Source organism: Nonomuraea longispora (genome assembly GCF_004348345.1).
Classification (GTDB): domain Bacteria; phylum Actinomycetota; class Actinomycetes; order Streptosporangiales; family Streptosporangiaceae; genus Nonomuraea; species Nonomuraea longispora.
In genome coordinates this window covers 20,253-46,021 of sequence record NZ_SMJZ01000051.1, presented here as the reverse complement: position 1 = coordinate 46,021, position 25,769 = coordinate 20,253, and the positions used below count along the sequence as shown (strand labels likewise).

The 25,769-nt window shown below is 66.4% G+C and carries 27 protein-coding genes and 1 pseudogene; 13 read left to right on the top strand and 15 right to left on the bottom strand.

The genetic code is table 11. The annotated features are described in order from the left end of the window. From E1267_RS15860 to E1267_RS15850, 3 genes are all read right to left on the bottom strand, one after another. Positions 1-332 (bottom strand): DUF2637 domain-containing protein (locus tag E1267_RS15860; RefSeq protein ID WP_132333223.1); only part of this gene is annotated, 332 nt, incomplete at its 3' end. Positions 333-352: 20 nt separating this feature from the next. Then, positions 353-1,681 (bottom strand): FtsK/SpoIIIE domain-containing protein, encoded by a 1,329-nt coding sequence (locus E1267_RS15855; protein WP_132333222.1) that lies wholly within the window; start codon positions 1,679-1,681, stop codon positions 353-355. After that, on the bottom strand, positions 1,674-2,003 hold the full coding sequence (locus tag E1267_RS15850; RefSeq protein WP_165959635.1) for an SCO3933 family regulatory protein: 330 nt from the start codon (positions 2,001-2,003) through the stop codon (positions 1,674-1,676). Before E1267_RS15850 ends, E1267_RS15855 begins: the two co-directional genes overlap by 8 nt. Before the next feature lie 110 nt (positions 2,004-2,113). Here E1267_RS15850 and E1267_RS15845 point away from each other — a divergent pair, with 110 nt between their 5' ends. Continuing rightward, positions 2,114-2,491: a GntR family transcriptional regulator gene (locus tag E1267_RS15845; protein WP_132333221.1), complete on the top strand. Its 378-nt coding sequence runs from the start codon at positions 2,114-2,116 to the stop codon at positions 2,489-2,491. Here E1267_RS15845 and E1267_RS15840 read toward each other — a convergent pair. Both E1267_RS15840 and E1267_RS15835 read right to left on the bottom strand, forming a co-directional pair. Further along, the gene (locus E1267_RS15840; RefSeq protein WP_132333220.1) at positions 2,451-2,642 is read right to left on the bottom strand and encodes a hypothetical protein; all 192 of its coding nucleotides are present in this window, start codon (positions 2,640-2,642) and stop codon (positions 2,451-2,453) included. The genes E1267_RS15845 and E1267_RS15840 overlap by 41 nt on opposite strands. Then, positions 2,639-2,854 carry a hypothetical protein gene (locus E1267_RS15835; protein WP_132333219.1) on the bottom strand — a complete coding sequence of 72 codons (216 nt, stop codon included), beginning with the start codon at positions 2,852-2,854 and terminating at the stop codon, positions 2,639-2,641. Before E1267_RS15835 ends, E1267_RS15840 begins: the two co-directional genes overlap by 4 nt. A 152-nt stretch (positions 2,855-3,006) precedes the next feature. Between E1267_RS15835 and E1267_RS15830 the strand changes: the two genes are divergently transcribed. Beyond that, positions 3,007-3,747 (top strand): helix-turn-helix domain-containing protein, encoded by a 741-nt coding sequence (locus E1267_RS15830; protein ID WP_132333218.1) that lies wholly within the window; start codon positions 3,007-3,009, stop codon positions 3,745-3,747. A gap of 2 nt (positions 3,748-3,749) precedes the next feature. Then, positions 3,750-4,226 carry an NUDIX hydrolase gene (locus tag E1267_RS15825; protein WP_132333217.1) on the top strand — a complete coding sequence of 159 codons (477 nt, stop codon included), beginning with the start codon at positions 3,750-3,752 and terminating at the stop codon, positions 4,224-4,226. On the opposite strand, the gene E1267_RS15820 is transcribed toward E1267_RS15825, so the two are convergent. The 3 genes from E1267_RS15820 to E1267_RS15810 form a co-directional block, all read right to left on the bottom strand. After that, on the bottom strand, positions 4,194-4,769 hold the full coding sequence (locus E1267_RS15820) for an HD domain-containing protein (RefSeq protein ID WP_425465078.1): 576 nt from the start codon (positions 4,767-4,769) through the stop codon (positions 4,194-4,196). The two genes, E1267_RS15825 and E1267_RS15820, sit on opposite strands and share 33 nt — an antisense overlap. Before the next feature lie 75 nt (positions 4,770-4,844). Then, positions 4,845-5,315: a GntR family transcriptional regulator gene (locus E1267_RS15815; protein ID WP_132333216.1), complete on the bottom strand. Its 471-nt coding sequence runs from the start codon at positions 5,313-5,315 to the stop codon at positions 4,845-4,847. Next, positions 5,299-5,652 carry a hypothetical protein gene (locus E1267_RS15810; protein WP_132333215.1) on the bottom strand — a complete coding sequence of 118 codons (354 nt, stop codon included), beginning with the start codon at positions 5,650-5,652 and terminating at the stop codon, positions 5,299-5,301. The genes E1267_RS15815 and E1267_RS15810 overlap by 17 nt, the downstream gene beginning before the upstream one ends. A 152-nt stretch (positions 5,653-5,804) precedes the next feature. Between E1267_RS15810 and E1267_RS44345 the strand changes: the two genes are divergently transcribed. The 5 genes from E1267_RS44345 to E1267_RS15785 all read left to right on the top strand — a co-directional run bounded on the left by E1267_RS44345 (position 5,805) and on the right by E1267_RS15785 (position 14,772). Then, entirely contained in the window at positions 5,805-6,533 is a 729-nt protein-coding gene (locus E1267_RS44345; protein WP_165959633.1) for an XRE family transcriptional regulator, read from the top strand. 296 nt (positions 6,534-6,829) lie between these two features. After that, entirely contained in the window at positions 6,830-10,366 is a 3,537-nt protein-coding gene (locus E1267_RS15800) for a type I restriction endonuclease subunit R (RefSeq protein ID WP_132333213.1), read from the top strand. After that, positions 10,363-11,769: a restriction endonuclease subunit S gene (locus E1267_RS15795; protein WP_132333212.1), complete on the top strand. Its 1,407-nt coding sequence runs from the start codon at positions 10,363-10,365 to the stop codon at positions 11,767-11,769. The genes E1267_RS15800 and E1267_RS15795 overlap by 4 nt, the downstream gene beginning before the upstream one ends. After that, positions 11,766-13,325, top strand: coding sequence for a type I restriction-modification system subunit M (locus E1267_RS15790; protein WP_220449506.1), 1,560 nt, complete (start codon positions 11,766-11,768; stop codon positions 13,323-13,325). Before E1267_RS15795 ends, E1267_RS15790 begins: the two co-directional genes overlap by 4 nt. A gap of 667 nt (positions 13,326-13,992) precedes the next feature. Further along, a complete protein-coding gene (locus tag E1267_RS15785) occupies positions 13,993-14,772 on the top strand; it encodes a type I restriction enzyme HsdR N-terminal domain-containing protein (RefSeq protein ID WP_132333211.1) in 780 nt (259 codons plus the stop codon). A gap of 257 nt (positions 14,773-15,029) precedes the next feature. On the opposite strand, the gene E1267_RS15780 is transcribed toward E1267_RS15785, so the two are convergent. Continuing rightward, entirely contained in the window at positions 15,030-15,776 is a 747-nt protein-coding gene (locus E1267_RS15780; protein ID WP_132333210.1) for a tyrosine-type recombinase/integrase, read from the bottom strand. A gap of 382 nt (positions 15,777-16,158) precedes the next feature. Between E1267_RS15780 and E1267_RS15775 the strand changes: the two genes are divergently transcribed. Beyond that, positions 16,159-16,980, top strand: coding sequence for an XRE family transcriptional regulator (locus E1267_RS15775; protein ID WP_246063922.1), 822 nt, complete (start codon positions 16,159-16,161; stop codon positions 16,978-16,980). Beyond that, positions 16,977-17,510 (top strand): flavoprotein, encoded by a 534-nt coding sequence (locus E1267_RS15770; protein ID WP_132333208.1) that lies wholly within the window; start codon positions 16,977-16,979, stop codon positions 17,508-17,510. Before E1267_RS15775 ends, E1267_RS15770 begins: the two co-directional genes overlap by 4 nt. Positions 17,511-17,880: 370 nt before the next feature. On the opposite strand, the gene E1267_RS15765 is transcribed toward E1267_RS15770, so the two are convergent. The 5 genes from E1267_RS15765 to E1267_RS15745 form a co-directional block, all read right to left on the bottom strand. After that, positions 17,881-18,399, bottom strand: coding sequence for an NUDIX hydrolase (locus E1267_RS15765; protein WP_132333207.1), 519 nt, complete (start codon positions 18,397-18,399; stop codon positions 17,881-17,883). Between the two features lie 381 nt (positions 18,400-18,780). Beyond that, positions 18,781-19,176 carry a DUF6463 family protein gene (locus E1267_RS15760; protein WP_281283638.1) on the bottom strand — a complete coding sequence of 132 codons (396 nt, stop codon included), beginning with the start codon at positions 19,174-19,176 and terminating at the stop codon, positions 18,781-18,783. A 194-nt stretch (positions 19,177-19,370) separates the two neighbouring features. Next, positions 19,371-20,150, bottom strand: a complete 780-nt coding sequence (locus tag E1267_RS15755; RefSeq protein ID WP_246063919.1) for an O-methyltransferase — start codon at positions 20,148-20,150, stop codon at positions 19,371-19,373. Between the two features lie 278 nt (positions 20,151-20,428). Continuing rightward, positions 20,429-21,736: an MFS transporter gene (locus E1267_RS15750; protein WP_132333205.1), complete on the bottom strand. Its 1,308-nt coding sequence runs from the start codon at positions 21,734-21,736 to the stop codon at positions 20,429-20,431. A gap of 65 nt (positions 21,737-21,801) precedes the next feature. Further along, the gene (locus E1267_RS15745; RefSeq protein ID WP_132333204.1) at positions 21,802-22,740 is read right to left on the bottom strand and encodes an AraC family transcriptional regulator; all 939 of its coding nucleotides are present in this window, start codon (positions 22,738-22,740) and stop codon (positions 21,802-21,804) included. 110 nt (positions 22,741-22,850) lie between these two features. Between E1267_RS15745 and E1267_RS15740 the strand changes: the two genes are divergently transcribed. Then, the gene (locus E1267_RS15740; RefSeq protein WP_132333203.1) at positions 22,851-23,930 is read left to right on the top strand and encodes an acyl-CoA dehydrogenase family protein; all 1,080 of its coding nucleotides are present in this window, start codon (positions 22,851-22,853) and stop codon (positions 23,928-23,930) included. Between the two features lie 96 nt (positions 23,931-24,026). On the opposite strand, the pseudogene E1267_RS47890 reads toward E1267_RS15740, so the two are convergent. Then, positions 24,027-24,200: pseudogene (locus tag E1267_RS47890) on the bottom strand (pentapeptide repeat-containing protein); the annotation flags it as partial. Positions 24,201-24,310: 110 nt separating this feature from the next. Between E1267_RS47890 and E1267_RS15730 the strand changes: the two are divergent. Next, the gene (locus tag E1267_RS15730; protein WP_132333202.1) at positions 24,311-24,547 is read left to right on the top strand and encodes a hypothetical protein; all 237 of its coding nucleotides are present in this window, start codon (positions 24,311-24,313) and stop codon (positions 24,545-24,547) included. Positions 24,548-24,839: 292 nt separating this feature from the next. Next, on the top strand, positions 24,840-25,718 hold the full coding sequence (locus tag E1267_RS15725) for a hypothetical protein (RefSeq protein WP_132333201.1): 879 nt from the start codon (positions 24,840-24,842) through the stop codon (positions 25,716-25,718). Positions 25,719-25,769 lie beyond the last annotated feature (51 nt).

Here is a 25,769-nt window from a genome sequence, read left to right as displayed (position 1 = left end):
GCCGGGGTGGCGGCGGTGATCCAGCCCCAGACGGTCGGTGTGGCTTGGGCGAGGTTGGCGGCCAGGGACAGGGCGATGCCGCCGGTCAGGACGAGGACGGGCCAGGAGACGGGGCCGCGCCGGGTGCGGTGATGCTGCTTGTCGCGTTGGCGTTCGCGGGCGGCCATGACGCAGGTCAGGTCGATGCAGACGGCGACGGCCCAGGACATCCAACCGGTCTGGCCGTGCTGGGTGGCGGTGTCGCGGATGTGAGTGAACGATCCGGCACCCGCGATGGCGGCCAGGACGAGGACCGGGCCGGTGTCGAGCAGTCGGCAGGCGAAGCGTCGCATCGTTCCTCCCTCCCTTGGGTTCAGGCGGTGACGGGCTGAGGTAGGTGGGCGGTGATCTCGTCCCAGGCGGGGGTGAGGTGGGCGTGGGTGCGGGCGGCGTGTTCGGCGGTGGCTTCGGTGACGTAGAAGGAGCGGGCGCGGTACCACTGGCCGTCCTGTCCGGCGACGATCGCGACGCCGGGTGTCTCGGCGGCGATGGCTCGCGCGGAGACCAGGGCGGCCGGGTCGAGGTCGCCGAGCGTCATGGTCGCGGTTTCGGGGTCGTTGACCCGGTGGCAGATCCGGCCAGAGCACTGGGCGCGCAGGGCGGTGACGCCGGGTCCGAGGTCGGAGCCGATCCGCTGGCCGCAGCAGAACAGGTAGATGCCGAATGCCCGCCCGAGCTGGGCGACCCGCAGGAGCGCGGTTGAGGTTTTGGCGATCTCTTCTTTCTCGGACTTGTTGGCCATCAGGTACAGCTCGGCGAGCTCGTCGACGAGGACGACGACGGGGACGGGGCGGATGGCGGGCGGGAGTTGCCAGATGTTGCGGGCGGCGGCCTGGCGGCACAAGCCCATGCGGTCGATCATCAGGCCGACCAGGTCGCATAGCAGGTCGACGGACTCTGCTCGTGAGGTGGCCAGAGCTGACAGCCGGGGCGCGTACGGGGTGAACTCCACGCCGCCTTTGAGGTCGAAGCCGACCAGGGCCACCGGCTGCGGCGCGAGGCCGACGATGAGCGCGTTGGCGAGGTTCGACTTGCCGGACTGTGTTGCCCCGGCGTTGAGCCAGTGTGGGACCGTGCGGAAGTCGATCACCCAGGGTCGGCCGGTTTCCAGCCGTCCCACGGTGACCTTGAGCAGGTCGGACGAGGCCGGGAGGTGGTCGACGGTGACGAGCGGGTCGCGCATGGTGGCCATGAGCACGACGCGGCCGGGCCGGGGTGAGGAGACGCGTACGGCGTGCACGCCCCAGGAGTGGGCCAGGCGTTCGGCGGCGTCGGTGTAGTCGCCGGGCGTTTGCCCTTCCAGGGTGTGCAGGGTGACGCGCCAGCCGTGCCGGGTCGGCAGCGGCAGCCACATGAACGGTTTGGTGTCGACGGCGACCCGTTGGAAGCGGCGGCGGACTTTGACCAGGCCGGTGGAGGCGATCGCTCCGGGGACGGTGGTGAACCACCAGCGCTGCCGCTTCTTGGTCAGCCCGCACCCCAGCGCCACCCGCCGCCACGACGCTCGTACGGACAGGGCGACCAGCGGGAAGCCGACGGCCAGCCAGAACGTGCGGTAGTGGTAGCGGCGCCAGGCCCACAGCCCGGCCGCAACAGCGGCCAGGACTGCGGGGACTGCGAGCACTTCGAGCGCGTCACGCATCGGCGGCCTCCCGCGCGGGGAGCAGGGCGTTGGCGCGGTAGGCGATGCCCCATCGGCCGGCGATCTCCCAGACGTAGCCGAGCAGGCCGACGGCGTTGACCTGGTCGCCGACGGTGATGGGTGGTTCGCCGGTGATGCCGATCTTGACGAGCTCGATGCGGCCGAACTCGTCTTCGACGGAGACGGTGACTTCGTAGACGGTGTTGCCGTTCTTGTCGGTCTTGATCTCGCCGGTGTCGCGGTTGAGTACGCGTGGGCGGGGTGCTTTGACGCAGGTGATGGCGAGTTTGCTGACATCCACGGGGATCGGGACGGAACGCATGGGTGGTGACCTCCTCTTTCATCGTGAGCAACATAGTTAACCTAGTTGGCTCGGTTGTCAATGTTCCCTCGGTTGGCCAGGTCGAACATTCGTGGTGAGATAGAAGGGCGATGGTCAAGAACACCGGACGCCCCGGCTACCTCCAGATCGCCGACGACCTGCGCGCGCAGATCCGCGGCGGGTCTCTGGCGCCCGGCACTCCGCTGCCGTCCACCACTCGGCTCGCCGAGCAGTACGACGCGTCCCTGTCGGTGGTGAAGCTCGCCGTCGGCGTCCTGCGCACCGAGGGCCTGGTGATCGGCCAGCAGGGCAAAGGCGTGTTCGTCCGCGACACCACCGAACAACCCCCGCCGGCCGGCGGCGGCGACACCGCCGGCGAGGTGGCCGAGCTGCGCGCCGCCGTGCAGGACCTGTCGGCCCGGCTGGCCAAGGTGGAGGAGCAGTTGGCTACGTCCACGACACGCCGCCCCGGGCGTAGCAGCCGGTGACCTTGCGGGCCAGCGACGCCGCCGCCCCCTCCGGCGCCTGACGCAGACTGAGCCGCTTGTCCTCCCGGCGGATACCAACCAGCACCGCCACGTACCCTGCGAGCAGCGCGACGCCGAGCACCCCGGCGACGATCAGCGGAATCGCGGTCATGACCAGGTCACCCCCGCCTGCGCCAGCCCACGAGGAGCGCGCGGAGGACGCCGGTCCTCCGAGCGACGCCGGTTACGCCGGTTGCGGGCCCGCTCTTTGCGCGCCCACCGGTTGCGGGCCAGGCACTTGGAGCATCGGACCTGGCCGTGTCCCAGGGCGTTGCCGCACTCGCACGAGGGCGTCTCGCCCGGGATGGTGATCTCGTTGTTCATGGCTGCATCCCCTCCTTCGGTTGGTGCCGTTGTGGCGTTGTGCAACCGAGGATGCGACGCACCGTCAGGACGAGATCACTACACGACGGGACATGTTCAAGACGTCCGGCCTACGATGGCCAGGTCCCCGGACGTCCTTGGGAGCAGGTGGAATGGCGAACGAACGGCTACGCGCGGCCCTGCTGCAAAAGGGCGTGAGCGTCGCGGACCTGGCCGAGGCGATCGAGGTCGACCCCAAGACCGTCGAACGATGGATCACCAAGGGGCGCGAGCCGTACCGAAAACACCGCTTCGCCACCGCTTCCTACCTGGGCGTGGACGAGACCTACCTGTGGCCGCAGGCCCTGTCCCGTGAACAGGTCGTCGCCGCCTCCGAAAGCGAAGTCCTGGCGATCTACCCGCACCGCTGGGCCGTGCCCCGGGACGCGTGGGGACGTCTGTTCACCGCCGCGTCCGAGGACATCGGCGTCCTGGTCTACAGCGGCTTGTTCCTCGCCGACGACGCCGCCATGGTCCGCCTGCTCGGCGACAAAGCGCGAGCGGGCGTGCGGGTGCGGATCCTGCTCGGCGACCCCGACTGCGCCCAGGTCGCCCAGCGCGGAGCCGACGAGGGCGTCGGGGACAGCATGGCCGCGCAGATCCGCAGCGTCCTGGTCTTCTACCGGCCACTGCTCGGCCTGGACAACTTCGAGATCCGGCTGCACCAGACGATCCTGTACAACTCGATCTACCAAGCCGACGACGACTACCTGGTCAACATGCACGTGTACGGCACCCGCGCCGGCAACGCCCCCGTCCTGCACCTGCGCAGAGTGGCCGGTGGGGAGATGGTCACCACCTACGCCGACAGCTTCGAAAAGATCTGGGCCGGAGCCGTCCCCGTGGAGGCGTGACCATGGCCAAGCGCATCGACTTCTACGACGACCCCGACGCACCCGAACCCAACAGCCTGGTCCCGTCCGTCAACGTCATCGTCACCAACCCGGCCGGCGACCTGCTGATGATCCGCCGCAGCGACAACGACAACTGGGCCGTCCCCGGCGGCGCGATCGACCTGGGCGAGTCGATCCCAGAGGCGGCCGTACGGGAGACGTTCGAGGAGACCGGCATCACGTGTGAGATCACCGGCCTGGTCGGCACCTACAGCGACCCCCGCCACGTCATCCTCTACACCAGCAACGGCGAGGCCCGCCAAGAGTTCTCCATCGTCCTGACCGCCCGCGCCACCGGCGGCCAGCCAACCCCAAGCGACGAATCCCGAGAAGTCCGCTGGATGCCCCGCCAGGAGGTCATGTCGCTGCCGATGGACCGGTCGATGCGGATGCGGATCGAGCACTACCTAGCCGGCGTCCTTCTGCCGCACGTCGGATAGCGCGGCCTCCACCGACCGCACCGACGACACGATGCACGGCGTCGCGTCGATGATCGACCGGCTCACCACATGCTCAGGCCCATACCGGGAATGGATCTCGGCCAGCCGGTCCAGCACATCCAGGTGCCGGCCATCCGGGCCGGTGGTCATGTCGCAGTACGTCAGCGCCCGCGCCAGGTCCGGCCGTTCCTGGTCGAACTCCTTAGCCAGCACGTCGAACAGGTCCCGCTGCCGAGCCTCGTTGTCCGCACACGAGTGGTACGCGACCAGGCGGCACAACCGCTCATCCGCCCCGGCCACGTCACGCAGGTAACGGGCGCCGTCGAGCTGATGCATCCCGGTGTCGACCAGGTCCGGCGCGTACCCGATGTCATGCAGCAGACAAGCCGCCAACAACGTGTCAGCGTCCGCACCGAGGATCGGGGCCAGGGATTCGGCCTGCTCGGCAACCCCTTGGGTGTGTGCCCAGCGCCGGGGCAACGGCGTCTCCAGCAGGTCTTTGGCCAGGTCATATGCCCATTCGCTATGTCCCACGGGGCTCACGATAGGCATCAGGGACATAAGCGGAGCAGAGGGCAAGGCTAGACGTCCTGGGACGTCCTTGTTCACCGGCGTTCCCTACCGGACGAAGCGCCCCCTGCCATGCTCCACCACCACCAGCCCTTCGACCTCCAGCACGGCCAGCGCCTGCCGCACGGTGGTCCGCGCCACCCCGAACTGCCGCTGCAACTCCGCCTCACTGGGCAGCGCCGCACCAGGCGCGAAGTCCCCGCGCTCGATCTGCTCACGCAACCGCGCAGCGATCACCTGATACCGGTACGCGGCGGCCGGGCCGTCCCCGACCACCACCCGCCCCTTGGACGGGACCGCGATCAGCAAGCCCTCCTCCTCCAGGAGGGCCAGGCCACGCCGTACCGTGTTCCGCGCCACTCCGAAAACCCGGCACAGCTCCGCCTCCGACGGCAGCACATTACCCGGCGCGAACTCGCCCGCCCGGATCCGCTTTCGCAGCCGATCAGCGATCTGGGTATAGACCCGCCCGCCGGTCAGCCATCGCCCTGTCGCCACCGGCTCAGCTGCGGTAGGCATCAAGCATCTTGTTCAGGTCGACGCTCAGGTCGCCCTGCTCGCCCTCACGCCACCCCTTGTGCGCGGCCTGCTCGATCCGGTCCACCGCAGGGGCCATCTGCAGGAACGAGACCCGTTCGTCGTGCTGATCGCCCCAGTAGAACCAGCAGAACGGCAGGTGCACGAATACCCGCCGCATCCGGCATCGGCTGTCGGTCACGTCCAAGGCCGGCCGCCCATTCTGCGTGATCACCAGCACATGCGTGACACCCCGCACGGCCAGCTGCTCGCCCAGCGCGACCAGCAGCCGCTCCGCGTAGATGCGTTGCTGCTCCTTGATGGACCTGCTCGTTTGCACCCTGTGCCTCCCTGACGTCCTGTGTGGTTCCTCGTGTGCGTCGAGGTTCGCCCCGCAGCCGGGGGCGGGAACACCACAACTTAGGGACGTCTAGGGACGTCTGATGCTAACGTCGCAGAGCAGGGTCGTTCTGCGAGAGGAGCAGACCGGTCATGAACAACAATTTCCGCTACGCACTGGCCGCCGCCCGGCTCAACACCACCGACGTCGCCGCCGCCCTCGCCGTCGACCCCAAAACCGTCAGCCGATGGCTTCAGGGCCGCGTCCCCTATCCACGCCACCGCTGGGCCGTCGCTGACCTCCTCGACGTCGACGAGGCTGACCTCTGGCCCGAAGCCGCACCACGCCACCAAGCACTCGCCGACGGCATCCAAGCGATCTACCCCCACCGCTGGACCGTCCCCCAGACCGTCTGGCGCAACCACTTCGCCAAAGCCCGCGAGGAGATCGACATCCTCGCCTACAGCGCCCTGTTCCTCGCCGAAGACGCGGCCATCCTCAACACCCTCACCCAGCGAGCCGAGGCCGGCGCCAAGGTCCGCATCCTCCTGGGCGACCCTGACGGGCCAGAAGTCGCCGCACGAGGGACCGACGAAGGCATCGGCGCCGAGGTGATGACAGCCCGGATCAAGAACGCCCTGATGCTGTACCGGCCACTCGTGAACGTCGACGGCGTGGAGACCCGGCTACATCGCACGGTCCTGTACAGCTCCATCTACCGGGCCGACGACGAACTGCTCGTCAACGCCCACGCCTACGGCACACCAGCCGCCAACGCCCCCGTCATGCATCTCACCCGCACCGACGGCCAAGGGCCCGCCGCTACCTACATCACCAGCTTCGACCACATCTGGAGCAGAGCCCAGCCTCACGGCAAGTAGCTCACACCTCAGTAGACACAGCTACGGTCCGGCCAAAGAGCAACTTTTCTCCTCGTTATTAAAGCGGCCCGCCTACGGCGGCCCGCAGCGCATGGGCCGCCAGCTGGCCGCGCTGCGGCTCTTCGGCCGGTCGCGGCCAGCGCGCCCCACGCGCACGATTCCCGCGCAGGACCTGGGAACTCCATGACATTGCCGGGTAAGCCCCTCTCGAACTTCGGAGACATGCAAGGGCTGGACAAAAATTTGCGTATGATCTTTCGAGGGGCAAATGCCGGACTTCTCCAGATGAGGGCAACGTGGACCAGCGGCTGTCTGACCTTGCGCGTTCTTCCGCGAACTTCGGGCATCTGTTCAGCCATAGTCCCCTCCTTGCCCTCTACGGTGCCCAAGCCGAAGCCATCGTGTTCACAGACTCGAACGCCGCGCTGGTTCATACGCGCCAGTTCGGCGAGGTACTGGCCGAAGTGCTGCTCACGCGGGCAGGGCTGAGGGTAGCTGGGGATAAGCAAGTCCACCGAGTTCAGGCCCTAGCGAATGCAGGCTTGGTGCCATCGAACATCCGCACGGGGTTTGACACCCTGCGGCAAGTTGGCAACCACGCGACGCACCGCCACATGTTCGACACGACGCGGGCTCTTCAGGGGATCCGAGTCGCCTGGGAACTCGGGATGTGGCTCAACCGGACTCTGACCGGGGACCGCACGGTCACAGCGTTCGTGCCACCAGCGGCACCGGTCGTCGTCGACCCTGCCGAGGTTGCCGCACTACAGGAGGCGCTGGAGGCAGATCGCGCGGCGCTCGCCGAATCGCAGCTACGGCTCAGCGAAATCTCTGATCTGTTCCAGGAGCGCGAGCGCGCACGCGTGATCGCTGACTCCATGGTCAACGAGGCGAATGCCCGCCACGAAGCCCTCCGGGCGGAGAACGAGGCGCTCCTTGCGGAGATGGCCAGGCTCCGAGGGGCCCAGGAAGGATCTTTCAAGGCGCACAAGGCCGCGCCGAAGCGGGTTTCGGCACTCGACCGTGCCACCCTGGTCGACCGCGCGCTACGCCCGGCCCCGCTAAATGAGGCGCAGGCCCGACGTGTTATCGATCAGCAGCTAGCTGAAGCGGGGTGGCTGGTTCAGGATATGAGGGAACTCAACCCGATCGCCGGCCGTGGTGTCGCAGTCCGGGAGTTCCGTCTCGCATCAGGCTCAGCTGACTACGTGCTCTACGTGGACGGAAAGATCGTTGGGGTGATCGAGGCAAAGCGTGAGGGGGAAACCCTCAGCGCTGCACAGGCCCAGAACGCGCGATACGCCGCAGGCACTCTCAAAGAGCACGCTCTCGCGGTATGGCACAAGGATGAGCCTCTCGTCTTCCGCTACGCATCCACCGGCGCGGAGACCGTGTTCCTCAATCGGCTGGACCCAGAGGCCCGCAGCCGAGAGGTCTTTTCCTTCCACCGGCCGGAGACCATCTCAGGATGGATGAGAGAGGCCGACGAGTTCCCGGAGACCCCGACCTATCGCGCCCGGCTCAAGCACCTGCCCGCCCTGGAGACCAGCGGGCTTCGCCCCGCTCAAATCGACGCGGTCACCGGGCTGGAGATGTCCCTCGGGCTCGACATGCCGCGTGCTCTCATCCAGATGGCGACCGGCGCTGGAAAGACGTTCACTGCCGTAACCGAGGCATACAGGCTGCTCAAGCACGGCAAGGCGCGCCGTGTCCTGTTCCTTGTGGACCGGAACAACCTCGGCCGCCAGGCCCTCGCCGAGTTCCGTAATTACGTAACCCCGGACGACGGCCGGAAGTTCAACGAGCTCTACAACGTGGAACGATTGGCTGGGGACTGCATTCAAGATTCCTCAAGCGTACTGATATGCACGATCCAGAAGATGTACGCGCTGCTGCGCGGCGAAGTCGTCGTCAACAACGACGCAGAGGATGACGCAGCCGAAGACAGTGATGCCGATTACGAAACTGACGCCCCGGTAGTCGTCGGATACAACCCGCGCGTGCCACCGGAGTCCTTTGACCTGATCGTAGTGGATGAGTGCCATCGCTCGATCTACGGACTATGGCGCGGCGTGCTCGACTACTTCGACGCCCATATTGTCGGGCTGACCGCGACGCCGACCAAGCAGACCCTGGGGTTCTTCAACCAGAACCTGGTCTCGCAGTACACCTACGAGATGGCTGTAGCCGACGGCGTCAATGTGGACTTCGACGTGGTCCGCCTCTCGACCAAGGTCGGCGAGGAAGGGTCTCTCATTGAGGAGGGCACCACAGTCAGAGTGCGGAACCGCGCGACCCGCGCGCAGCGGCTGGAGCAGCTCGACAGCGATTTCGTCTACGGCAAGCAGCAACTCGGCCGCAACGTCATCGCTGAGGACCACATCCGTACCGTGCTCACCACCTACCGAGACAACTGGCGACGGTGGTTCCCCGACCGTCAAGTGCTGCCCAAGACGCTCGTCTTCGCGGCGACCGACGATCACGCCGAAGACGTGCTGACCATCGCCAAGCAGGTCTTCAGCGTAGGCGATGAGTTCGCCACAAAGATCACGTACAAGGTTCGCAAGGCCGGGAAGAACCCGGACGACCTGATCAACGATCTCCGGCAGGACGCGCGACTCCGTCTTGCGGTGACGGTCGACATGATTGCCACGGGGACGGACGTGCGTGCATTGGAGTGCGTCATCTTCCTGAGGGCCGTCCGTAGCGCGGTCCTGTTCGAGCAGATGAAGGGGCGAGGATCAAGGACGCTCGACTCCGACGAGCTGCGTGAAGTCACCCCCGACGCGCCGGAAGACATCGCCAAGACACGATTCATCCTGCTCGACGCAGCGGGCGTAACCGATTCACCCAAAGTGGATTCCAAGCCACTGATGTCAGCGACCGACAAGCAGATCAGCTTGGAGACACTCCTCAAGAAGTGCGCGACCAGGGCCATCAATCTCACCGAGGCTGCGACACTTGCCGGCCGGCTGGCCCGGCTCAACCAGCAGATCACTCCCGAGGAGCGCGAGGAGCTAGCGACGGTCGGCAACGGGATGACCCTTACGGCGCTCGCCAGCGCGATCGTCAAGGCGATCGACCCCGATGAGCAAGAGACCGCTCGCGACAGCGGTGGAAAGGCGGCTGCACGAAGACTTGTGGAGGATGCGATCGCACCCCTCACCGGGAACCCCGCATATCGGGAACGGATCCTGGAAATCCGCCGCGACCATGACATCACGTATGACGCGACGACCAAGGATGAGGTCCGCACCTTCGTCGAGGTGCCCCGCGAGGAGCGTGCGGGTTCCACGGTCGAGTCGTGGCATGCATACCTGGAGAAGCACCGCGACGAGATCACCGCGATCCAGGTCCTGAGCACGAGCCGCGGTGGCGGACGCGATGCGCTTGCCAAGCTGAAGGCACTCGCCGCCAAGATCAAGCGACCGCCACACGCCTGGACCCCTGGCGTACTGTGGGACGCTTACGAGACTCTCGGTCGGGCGGCAGAGTCGCCTCTAGGCAACGCAGAGGTGCCCGATCTGGTCAGTCTCATCCGGTACGAGCTCGGGCTGGACTCTGACCTCAAGCCCTACCGTAGCGTCGTTGAAGAGCGATTCGCGGCGTGGCTGCTTCGCCAGGAGCAGGCAGGAGCGGCGTATACCCCGGATCAGCGATGGTGGCTGGAGCGGATCAAGGATGAGATCGCTATTGGCGTTGGCATCACAGTCGAGGCCATCAAGGGCGTAACCTTTACACCGCGCGGCGGTCAGGCCGGTCTCGTTCGAGACTTCGGCGGCCGGGACCGTGCCCGTGAACTGATCGACGAGATGGATCGAGAGTTGGCTTGAGCGAGGCACTGCCGGACGGGTGGGTATGGGCGACACTTGAGGATCTCCTTGCAGCAGAGCCGCGAGCGATCACCGACGGCCCGTTCGGCTCAAATCTCAAGTCGTCGCACTACACCGATTCGGGTGCGAGAGTGCTTCGCCTTCAAAATGTGGGCGACGGCGAGTTTCGCGACGAGCGAGCCTATATCAGCCTGGAACATTACGAGAATCTCAAGAATCACAATGTCCAGGCTGGCGATCTCATCTTGGCATCTCTCGGCGAGGAGTTGCCGAGGGTCGCTCTAGTCCCGGACCTCGAAGGCCCGGCCATCGTAAAGGCCGATGTGATCCGCGCCAGGTTGCACCCTGACTTGAATAGCAAGTGGGTGCTCTACGCGTTGCAAGCGCCGGCGACACGAGCCGTTGCTATGAGCAAGATCCGGGGCGTGGGGCGGCCACGCCTTGGTCTAGGTGAAATTCGCAAACTCCCGATCCCCCTTCCACCGTTGGCCGAGCAACTCCGCATCGTCGAGACCCTCGAAGGCCATCTATCCCGACTTGATGCAGCGAATCGTTACATCGCTAGAGTTCGCCAATCTACAACCTCTTTTGATAGCACACGGCGTTGCGAGCTTCTTGACCCTTGGCTCTCATCGACCCGGAAGCTGAAGACGCTTCTTGCCTCGCCTCTTATCAATGGTCGATCGGTGCCCACAGATGATGATGGCTTCCCCGTTCTCCGCCTCACTGCGATCAAGAACAGGGTTCTAGACCTTTCGGCACGGAAGGGTGGGGCGTGGCAGAGGGAAGATGCTACGCCCTTTCTAGTTGAGCGTGGTGACTTCATGGTGAGTAGGGGGAATGGCTCCCTACATCTGGTCGGGCGCGGGGCTCTGGCCGTTGGCGACCCCGACCCGATTGCTTTTCCGGATACGATGATCCGTGTGCGGCCGAATCCGTATGTCGTCGATCCTGAGTTCCTGGCTTTTGTGTGGGACTCGCAAATTGTACGCCGCCAGATCGAGACTGCTGCGCGGACAACCGCAGGAATATACAAGGTCAATCAGAGAATCCTTGAAGCGCTTGACATTCCGATACCTCCACTCGATGTACAGGCACAAATAATTGAAGCCGCCCGGGACCACTTCGCAGTGGTAGAGCGGCTGATGGAGGAAACCGGCATGGCGCAGAAGCGATCCGAGCACCTCAGGCGCTCCCTCCTAGCGGAAGCTTTCACAGGAAGGCTGGTCCGGCAGGAATCGGCCGATGAACCAGCCGTAGAAGTTCTCAAACGGATTGAGGTGGAGCATTACAGTCGGCCGAAGAAACTCCGCCCTCGTAAATCCGGTCCGAACAAGACTACACTTCCACCGCCGAAGATCACAGTTGTGCCAGCTGGCACGCAGGAAGAGCTAGCGCTGTGACCATTGATACGCCTGCCAGCACGATTATCGCAGCCCAGGCTGAGACACACTCTCTCGTCTCTAAGCTATGGAACTACTGCACCGTTCTTCGCGATGACGGACTTTCCACGATCGACTACGTAGAGCAGCTTTCTTACTTGCTATTTTTGAAGATCGCTGACGAGCAATACCAGACCGACCTATCCGAAGAGCCAAAGCGGATCGTTCCAGAGCATTTGGACTGGTCGTCTCTAATCGCAAAGAAGGGAGGAGAGCTAGAAGCCCACTACCGGACCGTCCTCGTAGAGCTGGCAAAAAACCCACACACGAACCTCGGTACGATCTTCGCTAAGGCCCAGAATAAGATTACCGATCCGGCAAAGCTCCAGAAACTCGCCGTCGAGCTGATCGGCAAACAAGAGTGGGCTGCCGCCGGGGTCGACATCAAGGGCGATGCCTACGAAGGTCTGCTCGCCAAGGGCGCTGAGGATGTCAAGACCGGCGCTGGCCAGTACTTCACGCCTCGCCCGTTGATCGACGCGATCATCGACGCGGTACGCCCGACCCCGGATGACACGATCCTGGACCCGGCATGCGGCACCGGCGGGTTCCTCATCGCAGCCCACGCCCACATTGCTCGCGAATACGCTGGACGCATGACGAAGGCCCAACAAGATCACCTTTCGTCAGGCGCCATTCGGGGCGTCGAGCTGGTTCCGGGGACCGCACGCCTCGCCGCCATGAACATGCTTCTTCACGGCATTGGCACGAGCGACGGACCTTCCCTTATCGACGTCCGTGATGCTCTGGCCAAGCAGCCAACCGGCGATGAGCGGGTTTCTCTCGTACTCGCCAACCCTCCGTTCGGCAGGAAGTCCTCAATCACCGTCTACGGCACCGACGGCAAGTTGGACAAAGAGGACATCTCCTACGACCGTACCGACTTCCGCTCTACAACAACGAACAAGCAGCTCAACTTCCTCCAGCACATCATGTCCGCGCTCAAGGTCGATGGCCGCGCTGCAGTCGTCCTGCCGGACAACGTGCTCTTTGAGGGCGGGGCCGGCGAGGCAATCCGGCGGCGACTGCTCCAGGATTTCGACGTCCACACCTTGTTGCGTCTACCCAAGGGCATCTTCTACGCCAGTGGTGTGAAGGCGAACGTCCTGTTCTTCGACAAGAAAGCCCCCCGAGCCGACAAGAAGCCGTGCACCTCCAAGCTGTGGGTTTACGACTTCCGGGTGGGCCAGCACTTCACTCTCAAGACCAGGCAGCTCCGACGCCACCACTTGGACGGCTTCGTTACCGCATACCTGCCGGGGAAGTCACGCAAGGACCGGGTGGCCACCGAGCGTTTTGCTCCATACGACGTTACCGACCTCCTCAAGCGCGACAAGGTGAATCTGGACATCACGTGGCTCAAGGACCCGGCGCTAGAAGACTCGGACAGTCTGCTGCCTCCGGCCGTGATCGCGCGCGAGATCGTCGATGACCTGCAAGCAGCGCTCAACGAGTTCGCCGCGATCGCCGAGGCTCTGGGCGAGCCAGTGGACGACGAGTCGGCGCCTGAGGTCTAAATCGCTGCCGCGCCGCTTCCGGTGCTCGGGCCTAGAGGCCCTGCGCTCCGGGTCGGCTTGCCACCGGATACGCGGGTTGCGGTGGTCTGCTGGACAGCAGGGAAGTACAGCAACGTCGCCTCACGCTGCCTGATCGTCCCGTACGGCGTCACACGGTTGAGCAGCAGCGCCGGGCGCCGACCACGGTTCTCCGCTTGACTCGTAATGAAGTGGTCGGGTTGCGGCCGACGATCGCTGACTTCGGTTCCCACCGACCGGGGTTGGGGCGATCGCCGGCAAGGCCCTCCTATGTCGGGCCTTGCCGCCGGGTGACCATGGCTGAGGTGACAGCAGTACTGACAGCAACGTCCCCACACGCCGACGCATCCGCGCCACCGTCCACACGCGCCTGACCACGGCCTCGATCAGGCGAGCAGAGTGATTGCTCCGCCTGAAAAGCGGACAGTCATATTTCCATATTTTGGTTCGACAGCCAATCGTCTGGAATCCGTGTACTGCTAGCCGACGGAGTATCCGCTGAGGAGATTTGTGCCTCGTGTGCGGTTTTGCCTGTGTAGCCGAGATGGCACTGCGGGAGTCGTTTTCGTATCGATCCCAATAGCGTAAGGCGTTGATCTTCCAAATGACTTAACCTGCCTTGTCCCTACTAGGTGTGCAGGTGGATGCCATGAGCGAGCAGGCCGCACAGGCGATCGTCGGAAACGAGCAGACTGAGGTTTCGAAGGAAGGCGTAAGCTCTCCCACAAGGAAGCCAGCGGGTGCAAGGGCAGTTCCGAAGTGGGAGGCAGATGCACGGGACCGCGTTCGAGCGGCTATACGGCGCTACTCCAAGCCGCTAACTGATCTTATTGCGCGTGATGCTAACGAAGGGGACACGCGCCTGCTCATCACCGACTTCCTGTGTGCAGGACTCGGCTACGACAAATATGACGACCTCACCACGGAATACCAGGTCAAGGGCGAGTTCGCCGACTACGGCATCCGCATCGACAAGCAGCTGATCGCCTTCATCGAGGTGAAGCGTTGCAGTCAGAAGCTCAACGTCAAACACCTGCGGCAGGTGCAGATGTACGCCGTGAACGAGGGCGTCGAGTGGATGATCCTGTCCAACGGACAAGTGTGGCAGGCGTATCACATGACCGCCGGCCTCCCCGTCGTCATCGACCTGGCCCTTGAAGTCGACCTGCTCAGTGAAAGCGGCCTGAGCGCCAAGACTGACGCGCTCTTCTACCTGACCAAGGAGGCGTTCAAACGTCGCCTGATCGATGACCTGTGGAGGGCTCGCGCCGCGACGTCGCCGAAGTCACTCGCCCAGGTACTTCTGTCCGACGTAGTGACCGACGCCGTACGCAAGGAACTGCGACGTCAGACGAACCACAATGCCGATGTCGGCGAGATCCATCGCATCCTGCGCAGCGAGGTACTTCGGCCAGAGACCCTGCTTTGAGGCGTGCTCTCACGGTACAGCGCCGAGGTCAGTGATCTTGCTAACGCGGGTGCTAACAACCGCTCCGGACAACCCTGGATGCTTCTGGAGTGGGAACGCTCCAGAAGTGGCTTCGAGCAGGCGTTCGTGATGGCGGTGGACAGTCTCGAAGTCCCTTGTAAACAGAAGGTCAGAGGTTCGATTCCCCTCGTCGGCTCTGCAACCACAAGGCCCCTGAACAGGCGTTACGCCGTCAGGGGCCTTGTGCTTTGCGAGCTTCAACCGGTGTCTTCGGCGCCTGTGGGAGCCACCTTGGGAGCCACCGGGGTCAGTTTCCCCAGGAGGGCGCTGGAGATGGCTTCGGTCGCGGCACGCCGGTCACCTTCCAGCAGGTGCCCGTAAACGTCCTTGGTGATCGCGATGCTGGCGTGGCCGAAGACCTCGGAGACGACGTGCAACGGAGTCCCCTGGGCGAGCATGAGCGATGTGCCCGAGTGGCGAAGCTCGTGCGGATGCCAGCGCCCGAGGCCCGCCTTCTTGGCCAGCCGGGAGAACAGATGCGAGAAGGTGTCCGGGTGGGACGGGTTGCCGAAAGCGGTGGGAAACATCAGGGTTGCGGGATCGACCGGGACGCCGTCACGCACCCTGCCGTAGGAGGGCAGGGCGAGCGTGACGAACAGGGACGGCCGGTAGGTCTTGCCGTCCGGCGCGTGGAAGGTGCGTCCAAGGGTGGTGTTGGCCATTTTGCGCTGGGAGAGATCGGGCGCGCCCTGCCGCCGCCTGGTCGAACGGGTCCGTTTGGTGGTGGTACGGCCGTTGACGTTGCCCCGCATCCCGGCGGCGTTGATCTCCTCGTCCAGGCCCGAGATGATCGTGTTGAGGCCGGTGGTGTCGTGGCCGGCCTGTTCGGCGGCATCTCGCTGGGCCTGCATGTCGGCGCGGAACTCGACGAGCCAGCGATGTTCCTTGTTCGGTTCGTCGGGCGTGATGGTGGTTCGGTGTCGAGGTGCCAGCCTTCGCGGCATTGGGCCATGCGGAGCTGCCGGTTGCGCCGCTGGGAAGCAGGCGAGGTCACCTGGCCCCGCGAGCCCTACCGGCTGGCACTGACCGAGGCCACCCACCTCGACCCGGAAGACTTCGGCTCCACCCCCACCAAACGCGCACGTACGCTCACAAAGACCTGCACAACGGTCGAGAGCATCATTCGTCGGCCTGACCGGAGCAGCACTCTTCAGCGCCGTACTCGCCCCACAGGGAACCACCCGAACCGCGGACCTCGATATCGAGAAGATCGCCGCCACACTCGTCGACTACTCCACCCCGCCGGACGGCCCCATCAACCTCGCATCCCTTGCCGACGCGGTCTCGGCCGCCAAACGCAACTACCAGGCCTGCCGGTACGCCCAGGTGACCGCCAAACTGCCCGCCCTCCTGCGCAAACTCCGCGCAGCCTGCACCTCCCTGCACGGCGACGACCGGCTACGAGCCCACGCCCTGGCCGCCGAGGCCTACCACGTCACCGCCTCCATCCTGCTCAAACAGGAAGACAAGGGCCTCGCCTGGCTCGCCGCAGACCGCAGCGTCCAAGCCGCACACGCCAGCCAGAGCCCGCTCATGATCGGATCCAGCTCCCGCATCATCACCCACGCCCTCATGGACGGCGGCCACCACCTCGCCGCCACCGACACCGCACGCGGCGCAGCCCAACGCATGGACGCCGACCTGTCCGCACCCTCCCCGGACGACCTGTCCATCTACGGATCACTACTGCTGCGCGGAGCCATCGCGGCTGCCAGCACCGGCAACCGCCACAACACCGCCGAACTCCTCGACGAAGCCGCCGAAGCAGGAACCAGACTCGGCCACGACGCCAACCACATGTGGACCGCGTTCGGCCCCAACAACGTCCTGTGCCACCGGGTCAACCTCGCCCTGCGCTTCGGCGACGCCGGCACCGCCCTCGACTACGCCCGCCAGGTCGAACTGGACCAGCTCCCGATCAACGAACGCAAGGCCACCCTGCTCCTCGACACCTCCCGCGCCTTCCTCATGCGCAACCAGCACGACCGAGCCCTGCACATCCTGCGCGCCGCAGGCGAGATCGCCCCCGAAGAAGTCACCGGCCGCCCCACAGCCCTCCGGCTCGTACGTGACATCCTGGCAACCGCCCCGATCAGCGTCCGCCGCGAAGCCCGCGACTACGCGGCAACCCTGGGAGTCACCGCGTGACCCAACCCGGCAAGGTCCTCTACATCATCGTCTGCGCCGCAGGACCAGCCCCCGACGTCGGCCGCCTCGTCACCCTCGCCCAAGACGCCGGCTGGACCGTCCAGATCATCGCCACCCCGCCCGCACTCGACTTCATCGACGTCGCCGAACTGGAGAAGCAGACCGGCCGCCCCGTCCGCAGCCAGTACCGCAAACCCCACGAACCCAAATCCCCCCGAGCTGACGCCATCATCGTCGCCCCCGCCACCTACAACACCATCAACAAGTTCGCCCAAGGCACCGCCGACACCTACGCACTCGGCCTCCTGTCCGAAGCCCCAGGACTCGGCATCCCCGTCGTCATCCTGCCCTTCGTCAACACCGCCCTGGCCTCACGCACCCCGTTCCAACGCAGCGTCGACCAACTCCGCGCCGAAGGCGTACACGTACTGATCGGCCCCGGCCAATTCGAACCACACCCACCCAGCGCCGGCGCCGAACGCATCGACACCTACCCCTGGACACTGACACTCGAGAACTTGCCGAATTGATCTCTTACGTATCAAGCGGCGGCGCGGCGCGCCGCCGTACCCCCGGCCCTCCGCCCGCCCGCCGTCCGGGCGTGCGGCCTGGGGGCCGGTCCCGGACGACGGCGGGACACCGGGCCGGCCACCGCACGCCGGCCCCGCCGTACCAATCGAACGCACCGGCCGGGGTTGCCACGCCGCCGCACAGACACAGCCCTACGATCACCACTACATGGCTGGGCGCCGTACAGGGATGGGGGCGATCGACGGTCCAGGGCTTCGTTCCTCAGCCCTGGCCCACGGCATTACAGCGAGCTGCCCTTGACGGGCTGATGTAACCGAGTGCTCAGGTGAGCCGTGCTCGCTGCACGTCGAGCCTTGGCGTAGACCACGGCTATCCAGTTGGATCAGCGGGCGGTAGGTGCCACGGCAAAGCGACCTGCTGGGTGGGAAAATCCCCTGCCAGCAGGCGTTGCATCAGCATGGCCAGGCCAACCGGCACGACCATTTCCTCCGCCGACTCAAGCTGCGACACCGTCCACCATGCGAAATGGTCCGTTACTCTGCGTTCCTCATCGTCCATGCCCGAGGTATCCACCTGCAGCCTGCTGACACGCAGCAAGAAATAGGAATCCACGGACCTGAATGTCTGCCCGCGAAGCGACCATGTTCCCGAACTGGTCGCTACGACTGGGCCTAAAGCTTCAGGGGCGACGGCATACCCCAACTCCTCGCGAAGCTCTCGCGCAGCGGCCTGCTGCAAACTTTCCCCGGGATCAACGCCGCCGCCAGGCGTGAACCATGCATAAAATGGATCTCCCACCTGAAGCAGCAGCCCGCGATAGACCAAGAGCCGATCGCAATCATTAACCAGCAGGACACGAGCGGTCGAATGGGAGATGATCTCGCTCATGAGCGAGATCATAGGCCGCTCCGCAGCGACAGGCGATCTCCGTACCCGCGTATGTCCGCCCTGAGGCAGCGGGAGCCACCTTGGGAGCCACCGGGGTGAACGATCTCGAATCGAGGCGAACGCATGCGGACGCCGAGAACGCCGCCGAGCTGCACGGTGAACGAGTCCGAACGCCAGTGATGATCGTTTGGGGACCTTGTAAACAGAAGGTCAGGGGTTCGATTTTCCTCGTCGGCTCTTCATTGTGAAGCCCCTGAACTGGTGTTTCCGGTTCAGGGGCTTAGCGTTTGTCGGGACATATCGTGATCTTGCTAACAGGAGACCACCTCCTGGGCGAAGATGTCGGCGGCTGTGGCGGCCTGCTCGACCGGTGAGACCTGCTCAGGTCGAAGTACGGGGGCGTCGTCCGGCGGTAATGTTCGCCGCAATGAGCAGCCCGGCAGGGACGGCTGTGAGAAGGAAACCGCTTGGTCCGATCAGGCTGACGGCCAGCGCTCCCCAGGCGAGGATTACCCAGCCGACATACGCGGGGACGTGATGTCCCTGCCGCCCCACCCGCGCCACCAGTAGCCCTAGCAGCACCAGCACTACGACGAATCCACCGGGCAGGGCCCAGAACGTTGCCACCGAGTCGCTGTCCGCGGCACGGTTGCGGAGGTCCCCGGCGAGCCAGCCGGACCAGGGAGCGAGGCGGGCGAACACGGCGGTGTGCGCCACAGCGATCAAAATCATGGTTCGGCCGGCCCAGATGGTGAGCCGACTCGGGGGCGCGGACAATGCAGGTGTCTGTACAGCAACGTCGTCTTACCCGGCCGGATGTCGGTTGTTCACGACCACCGCTTGAGCAGAACGGCCGCGCGTTGACGGGACATCTGCCCGGAGTCGCTCACGGAACGACCGTAGGCTTCCGCACGACACCGCCGCCGGGCGCACCGTTCGCCGGCTCCTCGGCTGTGCCCACGGCAGGTGGGTCAGCGCTTGCGGATGATCGTGACGCCGTCGCGGAGCGGCAGCATCACGGCGTCGCCCCGGTCGTCACCGGCCACCAGGTCGTTGAGCCCGCGCATGGTCACGTGGCGCGGCTCCTGGTGGACCGGGTCCAGGACACGGCTGCCCTGCGGGACGTTGTCGAGCACGATGACGCCGCCGGGGCGCAGTCGGAGGAGGATCTCCTCGTAGTACGCGGCATAGTTCTCCTTGTCGGCGTCGATGAAGGCGAAGTCGTAGTCGGCTGTGGCGGGGAGGGCGCGGAGGCTGTCCAGGGCGGGGCCGAGCCGCAACTCGATGCGATCGGACACCCCGGCTTTCTCCCAGTGGCGGTCCGCGATGGCGGTCCATTTGTCGCTGACGTCCAGGGCCAGGAGGTGTCCGTCGGTGGGGAGCCCACGGGCGATGCAGATCGAAGAGTACCCGGTGAAGACGCCGACCTCGATAGCCCGCCGGGCGCCGGTGAGCTGGGTCAGCATGGTCAGCAGCGCATCCTCGTCGTGGGTGATCTGCATGAGGGCCACGCCGCCGGTGGCCTCGTTGGTCTCGGCGGCGAGTTCGCGGAGTACGGCATCAGCCGGCGTGGTGTGGGCGAGCGTGTAGCCGGCGACGGCCGGGTGCACGAGGTCCCCCAGATGCTCAGCCTGCAGGCCCTCCCCGCGGAATGATCGGACGGTGAGGTCGGGTGGCTGGCGGCCCATCGCCCGCCCGCGGGGTGCGCATCTCGGCACGCGGAACGGCTCGAACTGGACCTTTGTTGGCATATTGGTGATCCGCCCGACTTCCAAGACACCATCGCCGCGCCAGTGCCCTGACGCGTTGCCGTACGGCTCACCAAGCAGGTACGCGGCGGGCTCGCCGACGGATCACCACGACGAGTATCGGCAACTCACGGGCGCACTGGCAAGCGCATTGCTGGGATCCACCTTGAAGGCCACCCGAACAGGTTCGAACGGTCGAACGAATGACGGCCAGCGGGCAGTGGTGGCTGAATACTTGCTGCGTGGGCTGGTACGGATCGACGGTCGAGGGCCATATGTGCCTATTCAGGCGCCTGCCCATGCCTTGCCTCCGGCTGGAGGGCGTCGTCTGCGGCAGGGGAGACGTACCCGGTGAAGTGGCGCAGTTCTCTGCTGAGCGCGGCTGCGGCGGCGGTCAGGCCGAGTAGCCCACCCAGGATGACGAGCGCCGCGGCGCCGCCCAGTGCCGCAGCCAGTGTTCCGCCCAGAACCGGGCCGAAGGGTTTGAGCGCCATGCCGCCCATGCTGAGGACCGCGCCCATCCGGCCGAGCATCGCTTCGGGCACCATTCGTGCGATCACCACGTTCAGCACGACGTTCAGCGAGGGTGTCGACAGGGTGATGAAGATCAAGGGCACCATGGGCCACCACGCTCCCCACGGCAGCGCCGTGGCGGCCAGAGCGGCGCCGAAGATCGTCAAGACGGCCGGCAACAGTCTGCCGGGCGGCAGGAGTTTGCTGATGCGGCCTGACAGCAGTGCCCCGGCCAGTCCGCCGATGCCGAGGCCGGCCAGGACCGTGCCGGTGGTGAGGGCACTGCCGCCGCGTTCGCCGACCAGCACGATGAGAGGTATCAGGAATGCCCCGCCCAGCAGGTTGAGGACCATCACCGCCGCGGTGACCTCCCGCAGGCCCCGCCGGTGCCACAGCCACATGAGGGCCTCGGTTGCTTCGCGGCGCATGCCACGCCGCGTCAGGTGGGGTTCCTCGCTGTCCTCTCGTGTGGAGGTTTGTGACGGGTCCGACGGGCGGCGTGGGACCTTCGCGAGGATGTAGAAGAGCGCGGCGGCAAGGAAGGTGAGGGCCTCGACGACGAAGGGCACTGCCCGTCCCAGGCCGTACAGCAGGCCGCCGAGCGGAGGGCCGATCAGCCCGGCGGCATGTGTGCGGGACTCCTCCTGGGCGTAGGCGCCGTGCAGCTGGCTTGTGGGAACGATGCCGCGAATGGCGGTGTCCCGGACAGGCTCGATGAACGCGGCGCAGAGCGTGTCGAGCACCGCCAGCGTGACGAAGTGCCAGATCTGTACCTGGTCGGTGAGGATCAGTGCGGCCAGCAGCGCTGAGACGACCGCCTGGAGGCTCTGGGCGGTCAACAGCGTACGGCGGCGGTCCCACCGATCCACCCAGACGCCTGCCGGTATCTGGATCAGCAGAAACGCGACGGTGCGGGCCCCGGCGACGATGCCCGCCAGCCCGGGTGAGCCGGTGAGCGCGAGCACCAGCAGCGGCATGGCCAGCCTGGTGAACTCTGACCCCAGCCGAGACACCGCGCTGCCGAGCCACAACCACTGGAAGCGCGCGTTCCTGCGCAGGGGGACGACCTCTGTCACGGACCATCTTCCTTGGTGTGGCGGTGGAGGCTCTGGAAAGTGGAAGTGCCGGTCATCCGCAGCGTTCAACTGCTCTCAATGCGTCGCCGTACGTGGTGGGCGGGTGAGGTGCCGCGGGCCGTTGTGGTGGAGTGGCGGTAGCGGCCCGGCGAGAGGCCGTACTCGCGGCGGAACGCGCCCGCGAACGCGAACTCGGTCGCGTACCCGATCTGGCGGGCGATGGTCGCCAGCGGGGCATCCGTCTCCCGCAGGAGGCGGGCGGCGTAGTCGAGGCGCCAGCCGGTCACGTATTTCATGGGCGGCCTGCCCATCTGTGCGGTGAATCGGCGGGTGAACACCGTACGGGACATGCCCGCGACCTCGCTGAGCCGGGCCACCGTCCACGGCCTCGCCGGATCGCGGTGGATCTCCTGGATCGCGGTGGCGATCGCCGGATCGCCGATCATCGGCGTCCCGGCCGCGCCCTGGACCTCGTGCCACTGGCGTAGCGCGTGGACGAGGGTGAGGTCCACCAGCGCGGAGCGGGTCGCGCCGGTGCCCAGCCGCGTATGGGAGAGGTCCGCGCCGAACAGTTCGGTCAGCGAGCGCAGTTCGGGGCGGAGGCCATAGTCCGGCGTGACCGTGATCACGTCGGGGAGCGCCTGAAGGTACTGCGGAGCCCGGCCGTGGTCGAGCAGGTAGGCGCCGCACAGGAAGTCGAAGTCGAGGGGGCCGGGACCCGGCGGCTGGGAGCCGGGCTCCGCCACCGGAAGATCCTCCAGCGCACACGGAGCATGGCTGAATCCGTGCTCGGCCCCGGACGGGACGAGCACGATGTCGCCCGTTTCCACCCTCACCGGTTCCCCGGTGGACCTGATCAGCCAGCAGGAGCCGCGCAACGCGATGTGGAATCCACTGCCGGAGAAGGCGGGGAAACGCATGCCCCGGGAACCGGACTGCTTGATCAGGCGGGCGTTGGCGCTTCCGGCGCGGATGGTACGGATCACCTCGCTGATCACATCCATGCGGCAGATGCTAGCCAACGTCGCCGGTCAGCCCTGGCGGCACATAGGCGTATGAAGCTGGGCCGTTCGCGTATGGCCTGGCCACGTGGCCGGTGGTTGAGTGTGCGTACATGACCGACCATTCGACGAGCGACGAAGAGACGTGCCGGGTGCTGCGCGCACACGCTGAGAAGGCGGACCTGAACGGTCGCGTGGCGCCCGAGAGCCTGCACGCGGTCGGCGCGAGCGGGGGCTTCGCGCTGCGCACACCGCGGGCGTACGGGGGCGCCGGGGCCGGGGCGGAAACGATGGCCCGGCGCCTGGCCTCGCTGGGGCGGGCCTGTCCGTCCACGGCCTGGATCGCCGGAACGTGCGCGACGAGCAAGGATCTCGTGGCCGCGTACCTCCCCTGGTCGGTCCAGCAGGAGTACTTCGCCGACCCCGACGCCCTGACCTGCGGGTCCGGTCTTCCCCTCGGCCGGGGTGAACCCGTCGCCGGAGGGATCCGGGTGACGGGAAGCTGGCCGAACGTCTCCGGGTGCGAGGACGCGACCTGGGCGGGGCTGGCCCTGATGGTCGACGGCCGGCTCTGCCTGGCCGTCATCCCGTTGGCCGACCTGACCGTCGAGCGGACCTGGCACATGGCCGGCATGCGCGGGACCGGCAGCCACAGCCTCACCGCCGACGGCGCGCTGGTGCCGGCCGAGCGGGTGGCGGAGATGTCCATGCCGGCGATCGGCAAACGGCTGATGTACGGCCTCACGGTGCTCGGTCCGGTGGTGGGAGCGTCCCGCGGCGCGCTCGATGTGACCGACGAACTGTTCGCTTCCGACCGGAAGCCGTACATGACCGCCTACTCGCGCATGGGGGAGTCACCGGGGGCCAGGCACTGGCTGGCGGAGGCGACCCACCTGGTCAACCGGGCCGAACGTACGATGCTCGCGATCGCCCGGGCGCTGGACGCGGCCGACCTGTCCGACGCCGGCCACACCGGCCTGGACATGGATCTGGCGGGGGCGGGTGGAGACTGCAGGGCGGCCGTCGAGCTCATGCTCGACCTGTACGGCGCGAGCGGGTTCGACACCGCGAACCCGCTGCAGCGGTACTGGCGCGACGTCGCGGTCGGCAGCCGCCATCCGCATGTGCGTACCTATCTGGCGGTGGAGAGGTTCGGCTCGGCCCTGGCCGAGCGGCACGTCGGACAGGGGTGAGGGGTACGCGGGGCCGCCACAGAATCGGGTCGTCGCATCGACGCGGGCCTGGCGTCGGAGGTCTTGTTCCGTCATGCCGGAGACGTCGGTCAGGGTCGCGCCCCGCAGGTCGGCGTTGGTCGGGTTCGCGCCGGCCAGATCCGCGCTGCTCAGGTCCGCGCCCTTCAGAAACGCCAGGGGCAGCTTCGCGTTGGTCAGGATCGCCCTGCTCATGTCAGCCTGGGCCAGGCGCGCGCCGGTCAGCCTGGCACCGGGTGCGCGGATCTCCATCAGGTCGATGGTGCGGGCGTCCAGGTCGGCCTTCCGGTGGCCGACGTGGTCAGTGCGGCCTGGATGTCGGTGGCCGGTCTCGCGGGAGGCTTCGCCGTGGGTGCGGGGTCGTGTTCGCGGATGAACGCCGCCAGTACGTCGTAGACGTTCTGATGGTTGCGGGCCGAATCTCTGGCGACCCGTTCGAGGGCGTAGATGCCGCCGAGCCGGGCATCGAGTTTGCCGGCGCCCAGTTGGTCGACGGCCTTCGTGTACCGGTCGGTGAACTGCCCCTGGCGTGTGGTGTCGAGGGTCTGCGCGGTTTACTACAGGCCCTGTGCGGTGAACAAGCCGGGGAAGGGCAGTAGCACGGTCCCTCCGGCGGTGGCCGCGATCAGAGCCAGGACCGGGGAGAGCCAGAGCAGCCGGCGCCCCGATGGAGGGCTTGTGGCGCCTCGGTCTCGGCCGGTGGTGGGGCCTGCTCAGATTCGGCGGCACGTGCCGCGGCGCGCGTTTCGCGGCGGGCTCTGGCGGCTACGGCCGCGGCGATGATCTCACGGGCCGGCACCTGGGGGCGGCTGCGCTTCATGCCTCTTCGAAGGGCCGGAAAGGCGGGCGGGTCGTCAGGCGTTGGATCATCATGGTGAGGGAGGAGACCCCGTGCGAATGATGATCGTGTGTCTGTCCCTGGCGCTGCTGCCGGCCTCCTGCGGCTGGGCACAACGGGCCTCGCCCGGTGCATCCCCCGGCGGGTTCGAGGCGCGTGCGCGTCACGTGGCGGAACGCTGGCAGGGTTCGGCCGACGACAGGGCCTGGCGCCAGGGGTTCGTCGCGCTGGAAGTGCTCAACCCGCGAGGGTGGAACCACGTGGGCCGCGTCCCGGCCTGGGTGAACAGGAGCTCGCACAACGGCGCCTGGCGGCTGGCCGCCGAACTGCCCACCGATCCTCCGGCCGACGCCGAGGTGCGGTGGCCGGACGGCGCGGTCTCGCAGGTGCCGCTCATCGCGGCGGCGAGCGCGTACGAGGAGTTCAGCGAACCGGCCGGCCTCGTCGAGGAGCAGTGCCCGGCCAAGGGATGCCGTTCGCTCCGGGTGACCGGTGTGAAGCTGGGCAGGGTGCCGCTGGAGACCAGTCGCGGTACGGTCCGCATGCCTGCCTGGGTGTTCACCGTCGAGGGGGTCGAGCAGAAGAAGGTCCATGTGGCGGTCGATCCCTCGGCCGTCTCCGCCCGTCCCGAGCGGGTGGAGGGAAGCACCGAGGAGGTGATGGCGTACGACCGCGTCGCGGACAGGCCGCACGAACTGCGGCTGCGCTATGGGTACGGTGCCTGCGACAACGTTCACGGGGTGCGCGTTCACGAAACGGACCAGGTGGTGGTGGTCGGCGTGGACAAGGAGAACACCGACCCCGGCAGGCCTTGCCCGACGATACTCGAGTCGGCCGTGACCACGGTCACGCTGGCCCGGCCGCTGGGTGAGCGTCTCGTGCTCGACTCCGGTACGGGGGTGCCGGTGCCGCGGGGACTGGACGGGCGCTGAACCAATGGGTTCGCTCTGCCCTTTTCGGTTTGCGAATGCGCAGGCCCCTGA